This window comes from Paraburkholderia sp. CNPSo 3281 (assembly GCF_024206515.1).
Lineage (GTDB): Bacteria > Pseudomonadota > Gammaproteobacteria > Burkholderiales > Burkholderiaceae > Paraburkholderia > Paraburkholderia nodosa.
On sequence record NZ_JAMBPS010000002.1, the window covers coordinates 154,588 to 174,460 of the forward strand.

Genomic DNA, 19,873 nt, shown 5'->3' on the forward strand with positions numbered 1-19,873 from the left:
CCTGACTGTTTGCGCGGCTGTTGTGAGTACAGCTTGCCGCTTCGTCAGCGGTTGCCCTGCGCAAGTTCCTCGCTGACCGCTTCCCACAGCTCGCGCACGAGCGCCTGGCGCGCGTCGTCGCCCTGGGTCGCGAGCTTGTCGCGATAGAGGCGAATCTCCATGTCGAGCGTGAACTGGCCCTCCGGCACGCCGCGCGTGCCGCGGTCGAGGCGGATCAGCTCGCCCTGGGCCACGGCGTCTTCCACCGCGCTGTGCGGCAAAAAGGCGATGCCGTGACCGGCCAGCGTCATCGCCTTGAGGCCTTCTGCCATGTCCGTTTCGTACACGCGGTCCAGATAGAGCCGCGCCGGTGCGTTGGCAACGATCACTTCGGTCATGCGGCCGAGATACGCGTTCGGTGTATAGGAGAGATAGGGTGCGGGCGCATCGGGCGTGCCGGGCAGCGTGTAACGCGCACGACCCGCGCGCTGCGGCGCCGAATACGGGCTGATCGACTCGATGCCGAGCGTCAACGTGTCGTAACGCGCGGGGTCGAGCGTCACGGGGTGGCTCGGGTGGTGATAGCCCATCACGAGGTCGCAGCCGCCCTCCACCAGCGAGAGCACGGCGTCGTGCACGTTCAGCGCGCGCAGCCGCGTGTGGATGCGGCCGAGCTTCGCCTCGATGCGCTGCAGCCAGCGCGGAAAGTACGTGAGCGAAAGGGTGTGCGGCACCGCGAACTCGATCGTCGCGGCGGGCGTGGCCGTGTGGCCGCGCAACAGGGTGCGGGCCTCGTGAAACTGAGAAAGCATCGCGAGCGCCTGCTCGTAGAAGACCTGGCCCGCCGCCGTGAGGCGCGTCGGATAAACCGAACGATCGATCAGTTCGGTGCCGAGCCACGCTTCGAGCGCCTGGATGCGACGCGAGAAAGCCGGCTGCGTCACGTGACGCAGCTCAGCCGAGCGACTGAAACTATGCGTCTCTGCAAGCGAGACGAAGTCTTCGAGCCATTTGAGTTCCATGCGGGGCCAGCGAGCGGATGAGAAGTCCGCATTCTAGGCCCGCGGGCGCGCACCTGGGCGCTGGTGCGGCGAATATTGCGCGGCGCGCCGGCCGCATGCCTGAGGGCCCCCCGGAAAGCGCGGCTTCCAGTTCGGCGACCACGCCGCGCCAGTCGGCGCTGCGCGGCGAGCACCACCCATACCGGTTTGCCGAGAGCGCCGGCGAGGTGAGGCTGGCGCGACGAAATCGCTGAGGGCAAGTGTCGGACCGCACGCTCAGCGTGCTGAAAGCGCCGGCCTCGGCCCCTGTCGGCGAGGTGATAAAATCTCGGGTTCCCGCCGTCTCGAATCTGACTGCAACCGACTGCCAACTGAGCGTAACGCGCCACGTTACGTCCCCATCATGTCCGACACTCGTCCCGATACCCTCTTCGCGCTCAACGCGCTCTCCCCGCTCGACGGCCGCTACGCCTCGAAAACCGAAGCGCTGCGCGACTGGCTCTCGGAAGCCGCGTTCATGCGCAACCGCGTGACCGTGGAAATCCACTGGCTGATCGCGCTCTCGCAGGCCGGTTTCGCTGAAGTGCCGCGCTTCTCGGCAGCCTCGGAGCAATTTCTGCTCAAGCTCGCCGAGAACTTCACGGCGCACGACGCCGCGCGCATCAAGGACATCGAGCGCGTGACGAACCACGACGTGAAGGCCGTGGAGTACTGGCTCAAGGAGTCGGTGAAGGGTCAGCCGGAACTGGAGCGCGCAAGCGAGTTCATCCACTTCGCCTGCACCTCGGAAGACATCAACAACACGTCGCACGGCCTGATGCTCGCGGGCGCACGCGAGCACGTGATCCTGCCGGCGCTGCGCTCGGTGCATCAACGTCTCGTCGCGCTCGCGCACACGCACGCCGAGCAGCCGATGCTCTCGCGCACGCACGGCCAGCCGGCCAGCCCCACGACGCTCGGCAAGGAAATCGCCAACGTCGCGGCGCGTCTCGCGCGTGCGATCCAGCGCATCGAGAAGGTCGAACTGCTCGGCAAGATGAATGGCGCAGTCGGCAACTTCAACGCGCATCTCTCGGCGTATCCGGAATTCGACTGGGAAGCCTTCTCGAAGGAAGTCGTCGAGCAGCGTCTGAAGCTCACGTTCAACCCGTACACGATCCAGATCGAGCCGCACGACTACATGGCGGAACTGTTCGACGCCGTCGCGCGCGCGAACACCATCCTGCTCGACCTCGACCGCGACGTCTGGGGCTATATCTCGCTCGGCTACTTCAAGCAGAAGACGAAGGCCGGCGAAATCGGCTCGTCGACCATGCCGCACAAGGTCAACCCGATCGACTTCGAAAACTCGGAAGGCAACCTGGGCCTCGCGAACGCCACGCTGCGCCACCTCGCCGACAAGCTGCCCGTTTCGCGCTGGCAGCGCGACCTCACCGACTCGACGGTGCTGCGCAACATCGGCGTCGCGCTCGGCTACTCGCTGCTCGCGTACGACGCGCTGATCCGCGGTCTGGACAAGCTCGAAGTGAACCCGCAGCGCCTGAACGACGACCTGGACGCCACGTGGGAAGTGCTGGCCGAGCCGGTGCAGACGGTCATGCGCCGCTACGGCATCGAGAACCCGTACGAGCAGCTGAAGGAACTCACGCGCGGCAAGGGCATTACGCGCGAAGCGCTGCAGACGTTCGTGAGCGGCCTGGCGATTCCTGAAGACGCGAAGAAGCGTCTGCTGGAGATGACGCCTGCGTCGTACGTCGGCCTCGCGGTCGAGCTGGCGAAGCGGATTTCGTAATCGCGATACCACAAGGCATAAAAAAAGCGCTCGATTGAATCGAGCGCTTTTTCGTTTACCGTCGCACGATCGCGTGATCGTGCGTGGCCGCGAGATCAGGAGGCCGGATTGCGGCGCGTTTCCATCTGCTTCATCACCTCGTCGACGATCTGCTCGGGCGTAAGCTCGATGCTCACCTCGATCGCCTCGTCCGCGCCCGGCGCTTCGAGCGTGTCCAGCTGGCTTTGCAGCAGCGACGGGTCGAAGAAGTGGCCGGTGCGCGATGCGAGGCGCTCGTGCAGCACCTCGAACGAGCCCTTCAGGTAGACGAAGCACACGTCGCGATCGTTGCCGCGCAGGATGTCGCGATACGAGCGCTTGAGCGACGAGCAGGTGAACACGGCCGTTTCGTGGGCGCGCTGCTTCTCCTCGATCGCCGCGCGAATCGTGCGCAGCCACGGCCAGCGGTCATCGTCGGTGAGGGGAATGCCGTCGTGCATCTTCTTTTTGTTGGCTTCGCTGTGGAAGGCATCGCCGTCGGTGAAGGTGCACTTGAGGCGCTCGGCGAGCAATTCGCCGATGCGTGTCTTGCCTGCGCCCGACACGCCCATCGCTATCAAAATCATTGACTGCTCCTGTCGAACGGAGTTAGCGCTTTAGCGCTGACTCCGGTCCCATGCAACATGACTGCAACATCGTTGCGCGTTACACCACCGCTGCAAGGGCGAAGGTAAGCCCGAGGCCCAGCAGCGAAATAATGGTCTCCAGCAATGACCATGTCTTGAACGTCTGCACGACGCTCATGCCGAAATACTCCTTGATCAGCCAGAAACCGCCGTCGTTGACGTGCGAGAAGATCAGCGAGCCCGAGCCCGTGGCGAGCACGAGCAGCTCCGGCTTCACGGTCATGGCGCTGGCCGATGCGATCGGCGCGACGATGCCGCAGGCCGTGGTCATGGCGACCGTGGCCGAGCCCGTTGCGAGACGGATCAGCGCGGCGACGAGCCAGCCGAGCAAGAGCGGCGACAGATGCTCGTTCTGCGCCAGCTCGACGATCTGCTTCGACACGCCGCTGTCCATCAGCACGCGGCCAAAGCCGCCGCCCGCGCCCACGATCAGCGTGATGCCCGCGATCGGCGCGAGACAGTCGCCGCAGAACTTCTGGATCTGCTCGCGCGTGAAGCCGCGTTGCGCGCCGAAGGTCCAGAAGCTTACCAGCACGGCGATCAGCAGCGCGACGTCCGAGGTGCCGATAAAGTGCAACAGATTGTTCGGCAGCGTCTTGGGCGCGAACACGAGATCGGCCCAGCTACCGATCAGCATGAGGATCACGGGCAGCAGGATCGTGAAGAGCGTGACGCCGAAGCTCGGCAGTTCGCTATCGGGCTTGGGATCGGCCTTGCTCACGAACTGGTCGGCAAGCGGATTGCTCTCCGGCAGCTTGATGTAGCGGTGAATGAAGAGCGCGAAAAGCGGCCCGGCGATGATCGCCGTGGGCACGCCCACGATCAGGCCGTAAGCGATGGTCTTGCCGATGTCGGCGTGATACGCCTGCACGGCGAGAAGCGCGGCCGGGTGCGGCGGAATCAGCCCGTGCACGACCGAAAGGCCCGCCACCATCGGCAGGCCGATCAGCAGCAGCGACTTGCCGGTGCGCTTCGCGACGTTGAACGCGATCGGGATGAGCAGCACGAAGCCGACTTCGAAGAACACCGGCAAGCCGACGATGATCGCGACGACCATCATGGCCCAGTGAATGTTCTTCTCGCCGAACCAGCGAATGAGCGTCGTGGCAACGCGCTCGGCGCCGCCCGACTCCGCCATCATCTTGCCGAGCATCGTGCCGAGGCCCACCACGATGGCGATGTGGCCGAGCGTGTTGCCGTTGCCGGTCTCGAACGACTTGACGATCTGATCCATCGGCATGCCGACGGCGAGGCCGAGCAGCAGCGAAACGATGATCAGGACGAGAAATGGATAAACCTTGAAGCGCGTGATCAGCAGGATTAGCGCGGCGATCGCGACGAGCGCGTAAATCAGCAGCATGCTGCCGTGGGCCACTCCCATGAGGCTCCTCTCCAGGTAGTTGTTCGAAGTCCTTTTGCCCTGTGCGGCGACGGATGGGCGCAGCGGCGGCCCACGCGGGACAAAAGCCGGCCGTCGCCGGGCCGGGGATTGTAGAGCTTATAACGACTTTTGGTGCAGCGTACTTAAAAGACGCGCGAGCCGCGCAAGCGCGCGCCCGAAGGGCGCCGTTTGCGCGGCTCGCTGCACGCCCTCCGTACATGCGGGGCGCGGCATTCCGGTCTTCGTTGCGCCGCAACATGGGGCGCGTGCGTCAGAGCAACAAGCAGACGCGCTCCATTAGCGCACCGGGCGCGACAGCTCGCTCGCGGCGTGTGCAAGACGCGTGACTTCGTCCCAGTTCTGTGCGGCGATGGCCGCCTTCGGCGTGAGCCACGAGCCGCCCACGCACACCACGTTGGGCAGCGCGAGGAAGGTCGGCGCGGATTCGGCGCTGATACCGCCCGTCGGGCAGAACTTGAGCGTCGGGAACGGGCCGTGGAAGGCCTGCAGCATGTTCAGGCCACCGGCCGGAACCGCCGGGAAGAACTTGACGATCTCGTAGCCCAGTTCCATCGCGACGATGATGTCGGTCGGCGTCATCACACCCGGTAGCAGCGGCAGGCCCGCGTCGAGCGAAGCCTGATGAATTTCGCGCGTGAGGCCCGGCGAAACGCCGAACTGTGCGCCGGCCTGCTTCGCGAGCGCGCAGTGCTCGGGCTTCGTGATCGTGCCCACGCCCACGACGATGTCCGGCGCGATCTTCGCGGCGCGCTCGATCGCTTCGAGGCCAGCCTTCGTGCGCAGCGTGATTTCGAGCACCTTCACGCCGCCCGCGTGGAGTGCGCGGGAAACGTGCTCGCCCTGCTCCGGCGTGTCGAAGGCGAGCACCGGGATGACGGGACCGAGGCGAACGATGTCGGCGACTGTGCTATTTGCCATGTTCAGGCTCCTTGATGATGAATTGAGTTCGCGGCGTGGGCCGGCGCGTGGGCGGCGGCCGCAGCGGCCGGTGCGGGCGCGGCCTGCTCGCCCACGAGCGGACCGAACACCGTGGCGCCCAGCTCCGCCGGCGCGGCGTTGGCGCGGAACACGCCGAACAGCTCGCGGCCAAAGCCCACTTCATTGAGTTCCTGATGCGCAGGCTGCGCGACCGGGCGTGCGTCCCACTCGGCAGCATCCACTTCGACGTCGAGCACACCTTCCACCGCGTCGATCACGATCGTATCGCCGTCGCGCACCTTGCCGATCGGGCCGTGCAGCAGCGTTTCCGGCGAAACGTGGATGACCGCGGGCACCTTGCCCGACGCGCCCGACATGCGCCCGTCGGTCACGAGCGCCACGTGAAAGCCCTTGTCCTGCAGCACGCCGAGCAACGGCGTGAGGCGGTGCAGCTCCGGCATGCCATTCGCGCGGGCGCCCTGGAAGCGCACGACGGCCACGAAATCGCGCTCGAGTTCGCCGCGGTCGAACGCTTCCTGCACGGCTTCCTGCGAATCGAACACGATGGCGGGCGCACGCACCTTGCGGCGCTCCGGCGCGACCGCGGAAACCTTGATGACGCCGCGGCCCAGACGGCCCTGCATCAGGCGCAGGCCGCCGTCCGGCTGGAACGGTGTCGGCAGCGGACGCAGGACGGTTTCGTCGGCGCTCTTCTCGACCGCCGGCACCCAGGTGAGCTTGCCGTCGATGAGCTTCGGCTCCTCGGTGTAATGACGCAGGCCACGGCCGGCAACGGTATTCACGTCTTCGTGCAGCAGGCCGCCGTCGAGCAGCTCGCGCACGAGGAAGGCGATGCCGCCCGCCGCGTGGAAGTGATTCACGTCGGCCTTGCCGTTCGGATAGACGCGCGCGAGCAGTGGCACGGTGTCCGACAGCACGTCGAAGTCGTTCCAGTCGATGATGATGCCCGCCGCCCGCGCCATCGCCACGAGGTGCAGCGTGTGGTTGGTCGAGCCGCCCGTCGCCATCAGCGCGACGATGCCGTTGATCACGGCCTTCTCGTCGACCACATGGCCGATCGGCGTGTAGTTGCCGCGCTCGACGGTAAGCTCGAGCACGCGGCGCGCCGCAGCGGCGGTGAGTTCGTCGCGCAACGGCGTATGCGGATGGATGAAGGCTGAACCTGGCAGATGCAGGCCCATGATCTCCATGAGCATCTGGTTGCTGTTGGCCGTGCCGTAGAACGTGCAGGTGCCGTGGCCGTGATACGCAGCGGCCTCCGATTCGAGCAGCGCCGCGCGATCGCACTGGCCCGTGGCGAACTGCTGGCGCACCTTGGCCTTGTCGTCATTCGTGATGCCGCTCGTCATCGGGCCGGCGGGCACGAAAATGGTCGGCAGGTGGCCGAATTGCAGCGCGCCGATCAGGAGGCCCGGCACGATCTTGTCGCACACGCCGAGGCAGAGCGCCGCATCGAACATGTTGTGCGTGAGCGCGACGGCCGTGCTCATCGCGATCACTTCACGCGAAAAGAGCGACAGCTCCATGCCGGCGTTGCCTTGCGTCACGCCATCGCACATCGCCGGCACGCCGCCCGCGAACTGCGCGACGCCGCCGCCTTCGCGGGCCGCCTTCTTGATGATGTCGGGGAAATCCTTGTAGGGCGCGTGCGCCGAGAGCATCTCGTTGTACGCCGAGACGATGCCGATATTCGGCTCGCGAATCGACTTGATCGAGATCTTGTCGCGGCCCTCGAGGCCGGCGAAGCCGTGGGCAAGATTCGCGCAGGAGAGCGCGCCGCGTGCCGGGAACCGGTCCTGAGCCGCCGCAATACGCGCCAGATAGGCCTCGCGCGTGGGCTTGCTGCGCTCAATCACGCGCTGCGTGACCTTCATCAACTGAGAATGCGGGGAAACCATCGAATCTCCTTCCTTCTTGTCACGGCGGGGACGCTCGGGGCCAGATCAGGGGCGCTTGGAGCGCACCAGACAGCGATGGCGCGATGTTAGTAGAAAAACTACAAGACGACAATCCCGGTAAGACCCTGGGAGCGCGACCTTAAACGAACGCCTAGTCTCATTATTTATAGGCCTTTCGCGTTGATTCGCGTCTGGACTGAAAAGAAGCAACCGGCGATCCTGTAGTTTTTGTACATAACGTCCGATCCGTTATAGTCCACGGATCTTTCAGCATAGTGCGAGTTTCCTGATGCTGCTGTCCCAGGTGAAATCCATGCGCGAGCAATTGCGCCCTTCGGAGCGCAAGCTCGCCGATTACGTGATTCAGGCGCCGCGCGAGGTGCTCGATCTGTCGATGACCGAGGTCGCCGAGCGTGCGGGCGTGAGCCAGCCGACCATCGCGCGGTTTTGCCATGCGTTGGGGTTCTCGGGATTCCGCGAGTTCAAGATTCGCCTCGCGCAGGCCGTTGCCGCCGATCTGCCGAGCGAGCACCCGGCCGTCTACCGCGACGTGAGACCGGACGAGCCCGTGCCGGGCGTCGCGGCCAAGGTGCTCGAGCGCACCATCGGCGCGCTCGTGCAGGTGCGCAACAACCTCTCCACCGATTCGCTCGCCGCGGCGATCGGCCTGCTCGCGCATGCGGCGCGTATCGAGTTCTATGGTGCGGGTGGCTCGGGCATCGCTGCGCAGGATATGCAGCACAAGTTCTTTCGGCTCGGCATGCCGAGCGTCGCGTATTCGGATCCCCATACGTTTCTGATGTCGGCGGCGCTGCTAGGCCCCGGCGATGTCGTGGTGGCGATCTCGAACACGGGGCGCACGCGCGACATCGTGGACGCCGCGCGCACGGCGCTCGATCGTGGCGCGAAGGTGATCGCGATCACGCATGGCACTTCGCCGCTCGCGCGCCTGGCGAGCGTCGGCCTGCACGCGAATGTCGACGAGGACACCGACGTCTTCTCGCCGATGACTTCGCGGACTTCGCATCTCGCGATCGGCGACATACTCGCGGTAGGTGTGGCGCTGCAGCGCGGTCCAGAGCTTGCGGAGAAACTCGCCGATGCGAAGGAGATCATCGCGCGAAGAAGACTGGACGAGAACGGTTGAGCCTCAGACACCCGAGGCGTAAAGTCGGGCGGCACCAATGCCGCCCGTCAGGAAAGGAATGGGAGAGGACGAAGGATATCGAGCGTCAGAAAGGCTTGATGACGGCGAGTGCCACCGCAGCCAGCATGCCAAGCACGGGAAGCTCGTTGAACATCCGATACCACTTGTCGGAGCGGCGGTTTTCGCCGCGCTCGAAGGTCTTGAGCAAACGTCCGCAGTACGCGTGATAGACGATGAGCAGCATCACCACGCCCACTTTCGCGTGGATCCACCCTTGACCGCGCCCGATCCCCACCACGAGCCACAGCCACAGCCCGCACAGCAGCGCGGGCACGGCGATCATCGTCATGAAGCGGTAGAGTTTGCGCGCCATGATGAGCAGACGCTTGACGGCCGCAGGCTCGGTTTCCATCGCGAGATTCACGAAGATGCGCGGCAGGTAGAACAGGCCCGCGAACCACGAGGCGATCAGTACGATGTGAAACGTCTTGACCCAGAGCATCGACATTATTTTTTCTTTTTCGTGAGCGATTGTCCAACGAGGCGGCGCGCTACGCCGCGCTACGCCTCGTGCGATGCGCGATTATTGACGGCCTTCGCCGTGGCCGAGCACCACGTACTTCAACGAGGTCAGCCCTTCGAGGCCGACCGGGCCGCGCGCATGCAGCTTGTCGTTCGAAATGCCGATCTCCGCACCGAGGCCGAACTCGAAACCGTCGGCAAAGCGCGTCGAGGCGTTCACCATCACGCTCGCCGAGTCGACTTCGCGCAGGAAGCGCATGGCGCGGTCGTGATCTTCGGTGACGATTGCATCCGTGTGGTGCGAGCCGTAGGCGTTGATGTGCTCGATCGCGTCGTCGAGCGTATCCACCACCTTCACCGCCAGCACGGGCGCGAGGTACTCGGTACGCCAATCCTCCTCGGTCGCATCCACCAGCGGACCTACGCCCGCGTCGGCGAGAATCGAGCGGGCCGCAGCATCCACGCGCAGCTCCACTTCCTTCTCTCGATACAGGCGCCCAAGCGGCGGCAGCACGTCGTGCGCAATGCCGCGCGCCACGAGCAGCGTCTCCATCGTGTTGCAGGTGCCGTAGCGGTGCGTCTTGGCGTTGTCGCACACGGTCAGGGCTTTGGCGAGATCGGCGCGGTCGTCCACGTACACATGGCAGATGCCGTCCAGGTGCTTGATCATCGGCACGCGCGCCTCTGCCATCAGGCGCTCGATCAGGCTCTTGCCGCCGCGCGGCACGATCACGTCCACGCATTCCGTCATCGTGATGAGCTTGCCCACGGCCGCGCGGTCGGCAGTCGCGACCACCTGCACCGCGTCCTGCGGCAGGCCGGCCGCCACGAGCCCTTCGCCAATCAGCTTCGCGAGCGCCGTATTGCATTCGAGCGCCTCGGAGCCGCCGCGCAGAATCGTGGCGTTGCCCGACTTCAGGCACAACGCGGCCGCGTCGATCGTCACGTTCGGCCGCGATTCGTAGATGATGCCGATCACGCCCAGGGGCACACGCATCTGCCCCACCTGAATGCCGCTCGGGCGGAACTTGAGGTTGCTGATCTCGCCGATGGGGTCCGCCAGCGCCGCGACCTGGCGCAGCCCCTCGACCATCGTCTTGAGCGCCTTGTCCGAAAGTGTCAGGCGGTCGATGAACGCCGCGTCGTGGCCCTTTTCCTGCGCGCGCGCGAGGTCGCGCGCGTTCGCATCCTTCAATTGCTGCGCGTCGCGCTCGATGGCTTGCGCCACCGCTTCGAGCGCCGCGTTCTTCGCGGCCGTCGACGCCCGTGCCATCGCGCGCGAAGCGTTGCGGGCGCGGCGGCCGAGGTCGGTCATGTACTGGTCGATATCCATGGTGTCTTTCGTCATGCGGCGCGTGAGGTGCAGTCGGATGAGCTGCCCAAGCGCGGTTTGATTCAAAGCGGTTCAGCCCGATTTTAAGGCCAGCCGCCAAGGTTTGCTGGACGTGGCCGAGCGGCGTGGCATGTGCACCGGCCGCGCGGCGGGCGTAAAGCTGGCGCCGAAGTGCCGGTTCAGGCAAGCGCGGCACGCTTTAGCCTTGCCGGCGCGACGGCCCTGCGGTGCGCGGTCGGGCCGCGGCCGCTGCGGCGGCTGCCGCCGCGGCTGGGCCAGTTGGCTGAGCACCCGGCTGCGCGCGCCCTGGCGCCGCAGCGCCACGCGCGCCGGCGGCGGCGCGCGCCTGCGGTGCACCGTCGCGCGGCGAGGCCACGGTCATGGCGAGTTCGAACAGGCCATCCCAGGCATCGGGCGGTAGCGCATTGCGCCAGTCGGCGCGCGATTGACCCGAAAGCCCCTTGACCTGGCGGTCGAGGCGCGCCGCGAGCGCGAGACCGCGCTCAAGCGTCGCTTCGCTCAGGCGCGACAGCGCCGGCCCGATGAGCCGCTCACGCGGCCCCCACACGCGGTTCTCGCGCAGCAGCATCGCGAGCGGCTTGCCCGCCGCCACGCCGCGCTTGATGCGCAGCAGCGTGCGGATTTCCTCGACCACGGCCCACAGCACCAGCACTGAAGCCTCGCCTTCGCCCTGCAGCCCGTCGAGCATGCGCGCAAGGCGGCCAACGTCGCCTGTGAGCATCGCTTCGTTGAGCTTGAATACGTCGTAGCGCGCCACGTTCAGCACGGCGTCGTGAATCTGCTCGAAGCTCAGCACGCCTTGCGGATACAGCAGCCCGAGCTTCTGAATTTCCTGGTGCGCCGCCAGCAGGTTGCCTTCCACACGCTCCGACACGAATTGCAGCGCGCGCCGGCCGTCCTCGCCGGGCGCCACGCGCTGGCCTTGCAGCGCCAGACGCTGGCCGATCCAGTTCGGCAGCGCCGCACGTTCGACGGGGTCGATCTTCAGCGCGACGCCGCTCTCAGCCAGCGCCGTGAACCACGCTGACTTCTGCGTGGCGGCGTCGAGGCGCGGCAGCGTGACGAGCATCAGCACATCGGGATTCGAGGCGGCGGCGAGCGTCTTGAGCGCGTCCGCGCCTTCCTTGCCGGGCTTGCCCGACGGAATGCGCAATTCCACCAGCTGGCGATCGCCGAACAGCGACATCGACTGGCTCGCGCCGAGCAGCGAGCTCCAGTCGAAGCCGCGCTCGACGGTAAACACCGAGCGGTCGGTAAAGCCCGCCGCGCGCGCAGCCGCGCGGATGCGGTCGCACGCCTCCTGGGCGAGCAGGTGTTCGTCGCCGTAGACGACGTACAGGCCGGCCGGCCCTTTCGCGAGGTGCGGTTCGAGTGCGTCGGGTCGCAGTTGCATGGCGCTCGGTCGAAGATCGCTCAGTAGAGGGAAACGGCGCGCATCACAGCGGCGGCGGCGGCAGCGGAGCGCGCGGCGCGACACCCGGCACGACCTGATCGGGCGTCGGGCTGATCGTTTTGAGCACGGCAAGGCGCCGCATGAGCTGGTCGACAGCGTCGTTCTGCATGTCGGTGAATAGCAGATCGGCTTCCTGCGTCTTGGCGGTCGCGAACTGATCGCTGTAGGTCATCGCGCGGTTCAGCGAAATCACGCTCGGCTGGATCAGCACGGTGCCGTCCGGTTTCATTAGCACATAGTTCAGCGAGTAGTTGACCTGATATTCCACCACTGCGCCGAGCGAATTGAGCGTGAGCGTGCTGAAGCCACGCCCCTCGGAAACGCGCAGCACGGCGTCGGCATTGGCCACCGAGTCGACCACCACCGAATCGCTGCCGCCTTCGACCATACGCGAGAGGCGCCCGACGAGCGGCGGCGGCGCGCCGACGACGGCGAGGCGCTTGAAGGCGAAGTTCTCCTCGCCGCGCAGCTGGAAGCCGCACGCCGAGAGGGCCAGCGCGCTGCCCGCCACGAGCGGGAACAACCTGAGAAACGATCTGCGAATCACATGGACTCCCTGGGTTCGCGACAGAGTCGCCGGTGTCGGCTGAGCGGCGCCGCGCGGTGCTTCGCGCACTACGCCGCTCGACATGGCCTTGGTTTGCCTCGTTACACCACGACGTTCACGAGGCGGCCCGGCACAACGATGATCTTCTTCGGTGCACGGCCTTCCGCGAACTTGACGAACATCTCGTGCGCGAGTGCGGCCGCTTCGATCGCGTCCTTCGGCGCGTCCTTCGCCACCGTCACGGCGCCGCGCACCTTGCCGTTCACCTGCAGCACGAGTTCGATCTCGGCCTGCTCGAGCGCCTTTTCGTCGACCTTCGGCCACGGTGCGTCGAGCAGCGTGCCGTATTCGTCGCCGTAGCCGAGCGCCTTCCAGAGTTCGAACGCGATGTGCGGCACGACCGGGTACAGCACGCGCAGCAGCACGCCGAACGTTTCGCGCTGCACGCCAGCACCGGCACCCTTGGCGCCGTCGATGGCGTTGAGCATCTTCATCGCCGCCGAAACGACGGTGTTGTACTGCAGGCGCTGATAGTCGAAGTCGGCCTGCTTGAGCACGCTGTAGACTTCGCGGCGCAGCGCCTTTTCGACGTCCGTGAGCGCCGCCGCGTCGAACGAGGCGCGCGACTGGATCGCTTCGGCGTTCGCGTGGCCGAAGGCCCACACGCGGCGCAGGAAGCGGCTCGCGCCTTCCACACCAGCGCCCGACCATTCGAGCTGCTGCTCGGGAGGCGCCGCGAACATCGTGAAGAGTCGCGCCGTGTCTGCGCCGTACTGGTCGATCAGCACCTGCGGGTCGACGCCGTTGTTCTTCGACTTCGACATCTTCTCCACGCCGCCCAGCACCACGCTCTGGCCGTCGCTGTTGAGCGTCGCGCCAATCGGGCGGCCCTTGTCGTCGTGCGTGACGGTCACGTCGGCCGGGTTGTACCAGGTCTTCTTGCCCGCCGCGCCTTCGCGGTAGAACGTTTCGTTGAGCACCATGCCCTGCGTGAGCAGGTTCTTCGCCGGCTCGCCGAACTTCACGAGACCGAGGTCGCGCGAGACCTTCGCCCAGAAGCGCGAGTACAAGAGGTGAAGAATGGCGTGCTCGATACCGCCGATGTACTGGTCCATCGGCATCCAGTAGTCGGTGCGCTCGTCGACCATGTTCACAGCATCCGGCGCGGCGTAACGGTAGAAGTACCACGACGAGTCGACGAAGGTGTCCATCGTGTCGGTTTCGCGCTTCGCGTCCGCGCCGCACGTCGGGCACTTGCAATTCAGGAAGGCTTCCGACTTCGCGAGCGGGTTGCCCGTGCCGTCCGGCACGAGGTCTTCGGGCAGCACGACCGGCAGATCCTTCTCGGGCACCGGCACGTCGCCGCAACTCGGGCAGTGGATGATCGGGATCGGCGTGCCCCAGTAGCGCTGGCGCGAAATGCCCCAGTCGCGCAGGCGCCACGTGACCTGCTTGTCGCCGAGGTCGAGGGCCTTGAGGTCGGCCGCGACGGCATCCACGGCTGCCGTGTAGGCAAGGCCGTCGTACTTGCCGCTGTTCACGCACACGGCGCGTTCCTTGTCGCCGTACCATTCCTGCCAGCCGTCGAGCGAGTACGTCTCGCCTTCTGCGGCGATGACCTGCTTGATCGGCAGGCTGTACTTCTGCGCGAACGCGAAATCGCGCTCGTCGTGGCCCGGCACGCCCATCACGGCGCCTTCGCCATAGCTCATCAGCACGTAGTTGCCGATCCACACCTCGACCTTTTCTTGCGTCAGCGGATGCGTGACGAAGAAGCCCGTAGGCATGCCCTTCTTTTCCATCGTCGCCATGTCGGCTTCCGCCACGCCGCCGCGCTTGCATTCGTCGATGAACGCCTGCAGCTCCGGCTTAGCCAGAGCGAGACGCGTGGCGAGCGGATGCTCGGCCGCGATCGCCGCAAAGGTCACGCCCATGATCGTGTCGGCGCGCGTGGTGAACACGCGCAGCAGCTTCTTCTCGCCATCGAGCTCGTACGGGAAGCCGAAGTTCACGCCGAAGCTCTTGCCGATCCAGTTCTGCTGCATGATCTTCACGCGCTCGGGCCAGCCAAGGCCTTCGAGGTCGTTCAGCAGTTCGTCGGCGTACTGCGTGATGCGCAGGTAGTACATCGGGATTTCGCGCTTTTCCACGAGCGCGCCCGAGCGCCAGCCGCGCCCGTCGATCACCTGCTCGTTGGCAAGCACGGTCTGATCGACCGGGTCCCAGTTCACCGTGCCGGTCTTCTTGTAGGCGATGCCCTTCTCGAGCATCTTCAGGAAGAACCACTGGTTCCACTTGTAGTAGTCGGGCTTGCAGGTGGCGATTTCGCGCGACCAGTCGATGGCAAGACCCATCGACTGCATCTGGCCCTTCATGTACTCGATGTTGTCGTACGTCCACTTGGCCGGCGGCACGTTATTGGCCATCGCGGCGTTTTCGGCGGGCATGCCGAACGCGTCCCAGCCCATCGGCATCAACGTGTTGTAGCCGTTCATGCGCAGGTAACGGTACATCACGTCGTTGATCGTGTAGTTCCGCACGTGGCCCATGTGCAGCTTGCCCGACGGATACGGCAGCATCGAGACGCAGTAGAACTTGGGCTTGTCGGCCTTCTCGGCCGTCCGGTAAGCGTCGGTGGCGCGCCATTCGCCTTGCGCGGCGGATTCGACGTCGGAGGGAACGTATTTTTCGAGCATGGTGTGGGTGGTGAACGCTGGAAACGGGCGGTTTCGGTGCCGGATGCACCGGGCCGGCCGTTCACGATACCGGCAGATTGCGGCGGTTTCGCTGGGCCCGTTTTTAAAGGAAACGTTGATTATACCGTTGACTGGCGCGCGCTCAGTGGCGTGCTCAATGAGCGCCGGCGGGCGGCTCGGTCACGAAGCCGAGGCGCGTGAGACCGGCCTGCTGCGCGGCGCCCATGACCTGGGCGATCACGTCGTAGCGCGTCTCGCGCGCGGCGCGCAGCTGCAGCTCGGGCTGCTGCGACTCGGGCTGTTTGCCCGCTGCCCCAAAGCGCGCGCGCAGTTCGTCCAGCGTGATGGGCTGGGCGTTCCAGTAGAGCTTGCCGGCGGCGTCGATGGAGAGCGTGACGGTCTGCGCCGTTTGCTGCGCGGGCTCGGCGGCGACCTTCGGCAAATCGAGCCGGATCGCGTGCGTGAAGAGCGGCGCGGTAATGATGAAGATGACGAGCAGCACGAGCATGACGTCGATGAGCGGCGTCATGTTGATCTCCGACATCGGTGCCGCATCGCGCTTCTTTTCGAGTCCGCCGAATGCCATTGGCGTTGCCTCCTACGACTCGGCGCGCGCGCCTTCGCGCATCGCGCCCTGCGCACCTTCGCGGCGCAGCGGCGCGCCTTCGGGCGCGCAGGCATAGGCGTGCAGGTCGTGGGCGAAGCCGTCGAGATCGTCGCAGAGCTGGCGCACGAGGCGGCCCAGCACGTTGTAGGCGAGCACCGCCGGAATCGCGACGACGAGACCGAAGGCCGTCATGATGAGCGCCTCGCCCACCGGGCCGGCCACGTTCTCGATCATCGCCTGGCCGCTCGCGGCGATGCTGCCGAGCGCGTGGTAGATGCCCCAGACGGTGCCGAGCAGACCGACGAACGGCGCGGTGCTGCCCACCGAGGCGAGCAGGACCTGCCCGAACTCGAGGCGCCGCTGCGACGCCTGAAGCGCGCCGCGCAGCGCCCGCAGCACGCGCTCGCCGCGATCCACGCGCGCGAGCATCATGCCGGGCGCGTCGGCTTCCTCGGCGGCGAGCGCCGCCTGCGCCAGCGGCAGGAATACGCGCTCGCGGTCGACCGGACGCATGGCGGCAACGCCGTCTGCGAGCGTGCGCGCCTGCCAGAAGCGCGCAATGGCGCGCGGCCCCTGGCGCTTCGCGCGCAGGAGGATCCAGCTCTTGATGATGAGGAAACACCAGCTCGCGACCGACATGGCGAGCAATACCCACGCAACCGCGTGGGTCACCGCGTCGCCCGTCTGCAGATAGTGAATGACTCCGGAACTCGCTGCCATCGGACCTCGCTCACTGTCGGTCCGGCGCAGGCGCCGGACCGTAGGGGAAACGCTCAGCGCAGGCCGAGCACGTCCTGCATATCGTACAGGCCATGGGCCTTGTCCTGCAGAAAGCGCGCGGCGCGCACGCTGCCCTGCGCATAGGAAAGGCGGCTCGAGGACTTGTGCGTGATCTCGATGCGCTCGCCAATGCCCGCGAACAGCACCGTATGATCGCCGACGATATCGCCGCCGCGAATCGCCGAAAACCCGATCGTCGAGGGGTCGCGCTCGCCCGTCACGCCTTCGCGGCCATACACGGCGCATTCGTCGAGATTGCGGCCGAGCGCGTGCGCCACGGCCTCGCCCATCGCAAGCGCGGTGCCCGAGGGCGCATCGACCTTGTGGCGATGGTGCGCCTCGATGATCTCGATGTCGTAGCCGGTCTCGAAAAAGCGCGCCGCGTATTCGAGCAGCTTGAGCGTGACGTTCACGCCCACGCTCATGTTGGCCGCAAACACGACGCCGACCTTCTGCGCCCCCGCGCCGAGCTGCGCTTTTTGCTGGGCGTCGAAGCCGGTCGTGCCGATGACCATTTTCACGCCGTGGCGCTGCGCCGCCTCGAGGTGCACGAGCGTGCCTTCGGGGCGCGTGAAGTCGATCAGGCAGTCGCTTTGCGCGAAGACCTGCTCGATGTCATCGGTGATGCGCACGCCGGTGTCCTTGCCGAGGAACGCGCCAGCGTCCTGGCCGATGGCAGCCGACCCCTTGCGCACGAGCGCGCCCGAGAGCGTGACGTCGGGCGAATTCAGGACAGTTTCGATGAGCATGCGGCCCATGCGGCCCGATGCCCCGGCGATTGCGATTTTCATGAGTCTTCCTGCCAATGTGTCGCTGGCCGCGGCGCCGGATGTCACCAGGCGCCATGCAGCGCCGCCGCCAAAAAACGCGGCGGCCGGTGGTAGTGACACCCCGGCCGCCGGATCGAAGCGTGGCGCGCCTCGCGCGCCACGCCCTGCTTGTGTTACCGGCTGGGTCAGCCGGATCAGTTGCTCGGAGCCGCAGCAGCTCCCGAGGCCGGCACCGTGGGCGGCGCGGCGAGCGACGAATCCCGTGCGGGGCCGGACGGCGCCGCATTGGAGTCGCCGGTGCCTTGCGCGCCAGCGGTCGGGCCAACCGGGTTGCTCGGCGGCACGCCCTGGATTTGCGGCTGCGGCTGACGATGCAGTTGAACCTGCGAGGGCATCGTGCCGACGTTCTGCGGCAGCGCCGACGACTGCGGATTGCCCGCGCGCACCGACGGCGTGAGGCCGTTTGGCGTCTGCACGGCTTCCGTGGCGCGGTTCGCGGCAGCGGCCGCCTGCGCGTTGGCGTCCTGCGGCAGCGCATTGGTCGCGGTGCCGAGTTCGGATGACGGCGAGCGCGCCGTGTCGCCAACCGTCGGGCCGGTCGCGCTCGAAGCCTGCGCAGGCGCGCCTGCTGCAGCCGCCACCGGCGCCGAAGCGCCCGACGCGGGCGCAGCCGCGACGGCCCTCTTCTTGCCGGAGCGGTCGCCGTCGATTTCGGCGAGCAGTTCGAGGTTCGACGGCAGGTCTTCACCGCCCGACCAGCTCGCTACGCGGTCGCCTTCGAACAGCACGACAAAGTCACGCTGCTGGACCACGGAGGTCGAGCCGCGCTTGAAGTAGAAGATATAGTCCCAGCGGTTCGCGTGGAACATGTCCGTGAGGAGCGGCGTGCCGAGCAGCTGCTTGACCTCGGCGCGCGACATGCCCACCTTCATCTGCGCCGCGGCTTCCGCCGAGACGAAGTTGCCTTGCACGATGGTAATGCGGTAAGGCGTAATGCTCTGGGCGACGCGCTGCGTCACGCTGTCGTACGTTTTACAGCCGGCGAGCGCGGCGAACGCGGCCGCAGCCAGCAGGGTGCACGCCAGGCGGCCGCCGTGCATGCGCCGGCCGATCGTTGTGAATTCTGGAATCATTTCCCTCACCGTGCGGGCTTTTCGCGAAGCCGCGCGTATTCTGTAGAAGATCGTTCGAAGTTCTGGCGAAAATGCCCGGAACGGCAAAAACGCATTAACATAACAACCTAGCATTGTACTCCAGGGACTTATCGTCATGACCAATCCAACCGATCTCAAGAACATCGGCCTCAAGGCGACGCTGCCTCGCCTCAAGATCCTGGAGATTTTTCAGCATAGCGCGGTGCGCCACCTGACCGCCGAAGACGTCTACCGCAACCTGCTGAACGAGGAGCTCGACATCGGCCTCGCCACGGTCTACCGGGTCCTCACGCAGTTCGAGCAGGCCGGGTTGCTCACGCGCAGCAACTTCGAATCGGGCAAGGCGGTATTCGAGCTGAACGAGGGTAGCCACCACGACCACCTCGTGTGTCTCGACTGCGGCATCGTTGAAGAATTCTTTGACCCCGAAATCGAAAAGCGCCAGCAGATGATCGCCACGGAGCGCGGCTTCAAGCTCCAGGAGCACGCCCTCGCCCTGTACGGCGCCTGTACGAAGGAAAACTGCCCGCACCGCAAGCACTGACCGCTTGCGGCTTGCAGGCTGCAGAAAAGGAAACGCCACGGCAGATCTGCCGTGGCGTTTTCGCTTGGATGAGCCAGTGTTCGGGGAAAATCGTCCGGATTTCAGGCGGGCACGAGCGACGTATCAGCTTGTGCAAGCCGCCAGGGCCGCGCGAGCGCGATCTCGTCGCAGTTCGGCTGGGTGCCGCCGCGGTCGATCACCACGAAGTCGCTCACGCGCCCGAACGCGAGCAACGGGTGATGCCAGACGCCTTTGGCGTAGTTGACGCCCTGCCCGCGCCCGGCCCAGAACGCCCGCAGCCCGGCCGGATCGAACTCGCCCGCTGGCGCGACCACCACCGCGTAGCCCGCGTCGCCGAGCGGCACGAACGCCTGGCTGCCTAGCGGATGCCGCTCCATCATCGCGATCTCGACGGGCCACGCACGCGGCTGGGCACGAAACACGCTGACGATGGGCCGCCCGCCCGCCTCGTTCACGTCGATGGCGGCGAGATCGTGAAAGCGCTCGGTCGTGCCGCCGTTGATCGGAAAATGGCGCGCGCCTTCGAGTTCGATGACGTCGCCAAACGGCGCAAACGCCTCGCGCGTCAAGGGTTCCATGTGCAGGATCTGCATCGCGGCTCC

The 19,873-nt window shown here is 66.2% G+C and carries 18 protein-coding genes; 3 read left to right on the top strand and 15 right to left on the bottom strand.

What is annotated here, in order from left to right:
- Positions 1–44: 44 nt before the first annotated feature.
- Positions 45–1,001, bottom strand: coding sequence for a LysR family transcriptional regulator (locus M3I56_RS02745; RefSeq protein ID WP_254352450.1), 957 nt, complete (start codon positions 999–1,001; stop codon positions 45–47).
- Positions 1,002–1,383: 382 nt separating this feature from the next.
- Between M3I56_RS02745 and purB the strand changes: the two genes are divergently transcribed.
- Positions 1,384–2,772 carry an adenylosuccinate lyase gene (gene purB / locus M3I56_RS02750; protein WP_254352451.1) on the top strand — a complete coding sequence of 463 codons (1,389 nt, stop codon included), beginning with the start codon at positions 1,384–1,386 and terminating at the stop codon, positions 2,770–2,772.
- A 95-nt stretch (positions 2,773–2,867) separates the two neighbouring features.
- On the opposite strand, the gene M3I56_RS02755 is transcribed toward purB, so the two are convergent.
- The 4 genes from M3I56_RS02755 to edd all read right to left on the bottom strand — a co-directional run bounded on the left by M3I56_RS02755 (position 2,868) and on the right by edd (position 7,676).
- A complete protein-coding gene (locus tag M3I56_RS02755; RefSeq protein WP_254352452.1) occupies positions 2,868–3,377 on the bottom strand; it encodes a gluconokinase in 510 nt (169 codons plus the stop codon).
- Positions 3,378–3,456: 79 nt separating this feature from the next.
- A complete protein-coding gene (locus M3I56_RS02760) occupies positions 3,457–4,818 on the bottom strand; it encodes a GntP family permease (RefSeq protein ID WP_028201937.1) in 1,362 nt (453 codons plus the stop codon).
- Positions 4,819–5,115: 297 nt separating this feature from the next.
- Positions 5,116–5,757 (bottom strand): bifunctional 4-hydroxy-2-oxoglutarate aldolase/2-dehydro-3-deoxy-phosphogluconate aldolase, encoded by a 642-nt coding sequence (gene eda, locus M3I56_RS02765; RefSeq protein ID WP_042262586.1) that lies wholly within the window; start codon positions 5,755–5,757, stop codon positions 5,116–5,118.
- Between the two features lie 2 nt (positions 5,758–5,759).
- On the bottom strand, positions 5,760–7,676 hold the full coding sequence (gene edd / locus M3I56_RS02770) for a phosphogluconate dehydratase (RefSeq protein ID WP_254352453.1): 1,917 nt from the start codon (positions 7,674–7,676) through the stop codon (positions 5,760–5,762).
- A 289-nt stretch (positions 7,677–7,965) separates the two neighbouring features.
- Between edd and M3I56_RS02775 the strand changes: the two genes are divergently transcribed.
- The gene (locus M3I56_RS02775; protein ID WP_254352454.1) at positions 7,966–8,823 is read left to right on the top strand and encodes a MurR/RpiR family transcriptional regulator; all 858 of its coding nucleotides are present in this window, start codon (positions 7,966–7,968) and stop codon (positions 8,821–8,823) included.
- 85 nt (positions 8,824–8,908) lie between these two features.
- Here M3I56_RS02775 and M3I56_RS02780 read toward each other — a convergent pair whose 3' ends face one another.
- The 9 genes from M3I56_RS02780 to M3I56_RS02820 all read right to left on the bottom strand — a co-directional run bounded on the left by M3I56_RS02780 (position 8,909) and on the right by M3I56_RS02820 (position 18,685).
- The gene (locus M3I56_RS02780; protein WP_254352455.1) at positions 8,909–9,331 is read right to left on the bottom strand and encodes a CopD family protein; all 423 of its coding nucleotides are present in this window, start codon (positions 9,329–9,331) and stop codon (positions 8,909–8,911) included.
- Between the two features lie 75 nt (positions 9,332–9,406).
- The gene (locus tag M3I56_RS02785) at positions 9,407–10,678 is read right to left on the bottom strand and encodes a glutamate-5-semialdehyde dehydrogenase (RefSeq protein ID WP_254352456.1); all 1,272 of its coding nucleotides are present in this window, start codon (positions 10,676–10,678) and stop codon (positions 9,407–9,409) included.
- A gap of 199 nt (positions 10,679–10,877) precedes the next feature.
- Positions 10,878–12,092, bottom strand: a complete 1,215-nt coding sequence (gene holA / locus M3I56_RS02790) for a DNA polymerase III subunit delta (RefSeq protein ID WP_254352457.1) — start codon at positions 12,090–12,092, stop codon at positions 10,878–10,880.
- A gap of 43 nt (positions 12,093–12,135) precedes the next feature.
- On the bottom strand, positions 12,136–12,699 hold the full coding sequence (gene lptE / locus M3I56_RS02795) for an LPS assembly lipoprotein LptE (RefSeq protein WP_254352458.1): 564 nt from the start codon (positions 12,697–12,699) through the stop codon (positions 12,136–12,138).
- A 101-nt stretch (positions 12,700–12,800) separates the two neighbouring features.
- Entirely contained in the window at positions 12,801–15,395 is a 2,595-nt protein-coding gene (gene leuS / locus M3I56_RS02800) for a leucine--tRNA ligase (RefSeq protein WP_254352459.1), read from the bottom strand.
- Between the two features lie 154 nt (positions 15,396–15,549).
- Positions 15,550–15,981, bottom strand: coding sequence for a biopolymer transporter ExbD (locus M3I56_RS02805; protein WP_254352460.1), 432 nt, complete (start codon positions 15,979–15,981; stop codon positions 15,550–15,552).
- A gap of 12 nt (positions 15,982–15,993) precedes the next feature.
- Positions 15,994–16,722: a MotA/TolQ/ExbB proton channel family protein gene (locus M3I56_RS02810; protein ID WP_254352461.1), complete on the bottom strand. Its 729-nt coding sequence runs from the start codon at positions 16,720–16,722 to the stop codon at positions 15,994–15,996.
- Positions 16,723–16,775: 53 nt separating this feature from the next.
- Positions 16,776–17,573: a 4-hydroxy-tetrahydrodipicolinate reductase gene (dapB, locus tag M3I56_RS02815; protein WP_254352462.1), complete on the bottom strand. Its 798-nt coding sequence runs from the start codon at positions 17,571–17,573 to the stop codon at positions 16,776–16,778.
- Between the two features lie 173 nt (positions 17,574–17,746).
- The gene (locus M3I56_RS02820; protein ID WP_254352463.1) at positions 17,747–18,685 is read right to left on the bottom strand and encodes an outer membrane protein assembly factor BamE; all 939 of its coding nucleotides are present in this window, start codon (positions 18,683–18,685) and stop codon (positions 17,747–17,749) included.
- A gap of 136 nt (positions 18,686–18,821) precedes the next feature.
- Between M3I56_RS02820 and fur the strand changes: the two genes are divergently transcribed.
- Positions 18,822–19,250 carry a ferric iron uptake transcriptional regulator gene (gene fur, locus M3I56_RS02825; RefSeq protein ID WP_254335675.1) on the top strand — a complete coding sequence of 143 codons (429 nt, stop codon included), beginning with the start codon at positions 18,822–18,824 and terminating at the stop codon, positions 19,248–19,250.
- 101 nt (positions 19,251–19,351) lie between these two features.
- Here fur and M3I56_RS02830 read toward each other — a convergent pair whose 3' ends face one another.
- Positions 19,352–19,864, bottom strand: a complete 513-nt coding sequence (locus M3I56_RS02830; RefSeq protein ID WP_254352464.1) for an ureidoglycolate lyase — start codon at positions 19,862–19,864, stop codon at positions 19,352–19,354.
- Positions 19,865–19,873: the final 9 nt, after the last annotated feature.

Excerpts from the sequence above, each read along its gene's own strand:
- M3I56_RS02745 (WP_254352450.1), bottom strand. The coding sequence starts at position 1,001 with ATGGAACTCAAATGGCTCGAAGACTTCGTCTCGCTTGCAGAGACGCAT.
- purB (WP_254352451.1), top strand. The coding sequence starts at position 1,384 with ATGTCCGACACTCGTCCCGATACCCTCTTCGCGCTCAACGCGCTCTCC.
- M3I56_RS02755 (WP_254352452.1), bottom strand. The coding sequence starts at position 3,377 with ATGATTTTGATAGCGATGGGCGTGTCGGGCGCAGGCAAGACACGCATC.
- M3I56_RS02760 (WP_028201937.1), bottom strand. The coding sequence starts at position 4,818 with ATGGGAGTGGCCCACGGCAGCATGCTGCTGATTTACGCGCTCGTCGCG.
- eda (WP_042262586.1), bottom strand. The coding sequence starts at position 5,757 with ATGGCAAATAGCACAGTCGCCGACATCGTTCGCCTCGGTCCCGTCATC.
- edd (WP_254352453.1), bottom strand. The coding sequence starts at position 7,676 with ATGGTTTCCCCGCATTCTCAGTTGATGAAGGTCACGCAGCGCGTGATT.
- M3I56_RS02775 (WP_254352454.1), top strand. The coding sequence starts at position 7,966 with ATGCTGCTGTCCCAGGTGAAATCCATGCGCGAGCAATTGCGCCCTTCG.
- M3I56_RS02780 (WP_254352455.1), bottom strand. The coding sequence starts at position 9,331 with ATGTCGATGCTCTGGGTCAAGACGTTTCACATCGTACTGATCGCCTCG.
- M3I56_RS02785 (WP_254352456.1), bottom strand. The coding sequence starts at position 10,678 with ATGGATATCGACCAGTACATGACCGACCTCGGCCGCCGCGCCCGCAAC.
- holA (WP_254352457.1), bottom strand. The coding sequence starts at position 12,092 with ATGCAACTGCGACCCGACGCACTCGAACCGCACCTCGCGAAAGGGCCG.
- leuS (WP_254352459.1), bottom strand. The coding sequence starts at position 15,395 with ATGCTCGAAAAATACGTTCCCTCCGACGTCGAATCCGCCGCGCAAGGC.
- M3I56_RS02805 (WP_254352460.1), bottom strand. The coding sequence starts at position 15,981 with ATGGCATTCGGCGGACTCGAAAAGAAGCGCGATGCGGCACCGATGTCG.
- M3I56_RS02810 (WP_254352461.1), bottom strand. The coding sequence starts at position 16,722 with ATGGCAGCGAGTTCCGGAGTCATTCACTATCTGCAGACGGGCGACGCG.
- dapB (WP_254352462.1), bottom strand. The coding sequence starts at position 17,573 with ATGAAAATCGCAATCGCCGGGGCATCGGGCCGCATGGGCCGCATGCTC.
- M3I56_RS02820 (WP_254352463.1), bottom strand. The coding sequence starts at position 18,685 with ATGATTCCAGAATTCACAACGATCGGCCGGCGCATGCACGGCGGCCGC.
- fur (WP_254335675.1), top strand. The coding sequence starts at position 18,822 with ATGACCAATCCAACCGATCTCAAGAACATCGGCCTCAAGGCGACGCTG.
- M3I56_RS02830 (WP_254352464.1), bottom strand. The coding sequence starts at position 19,864 with ATGCAGATCCTGCACATGGAACCCTTGACGCGCGAGGCGTTTGCGCCG.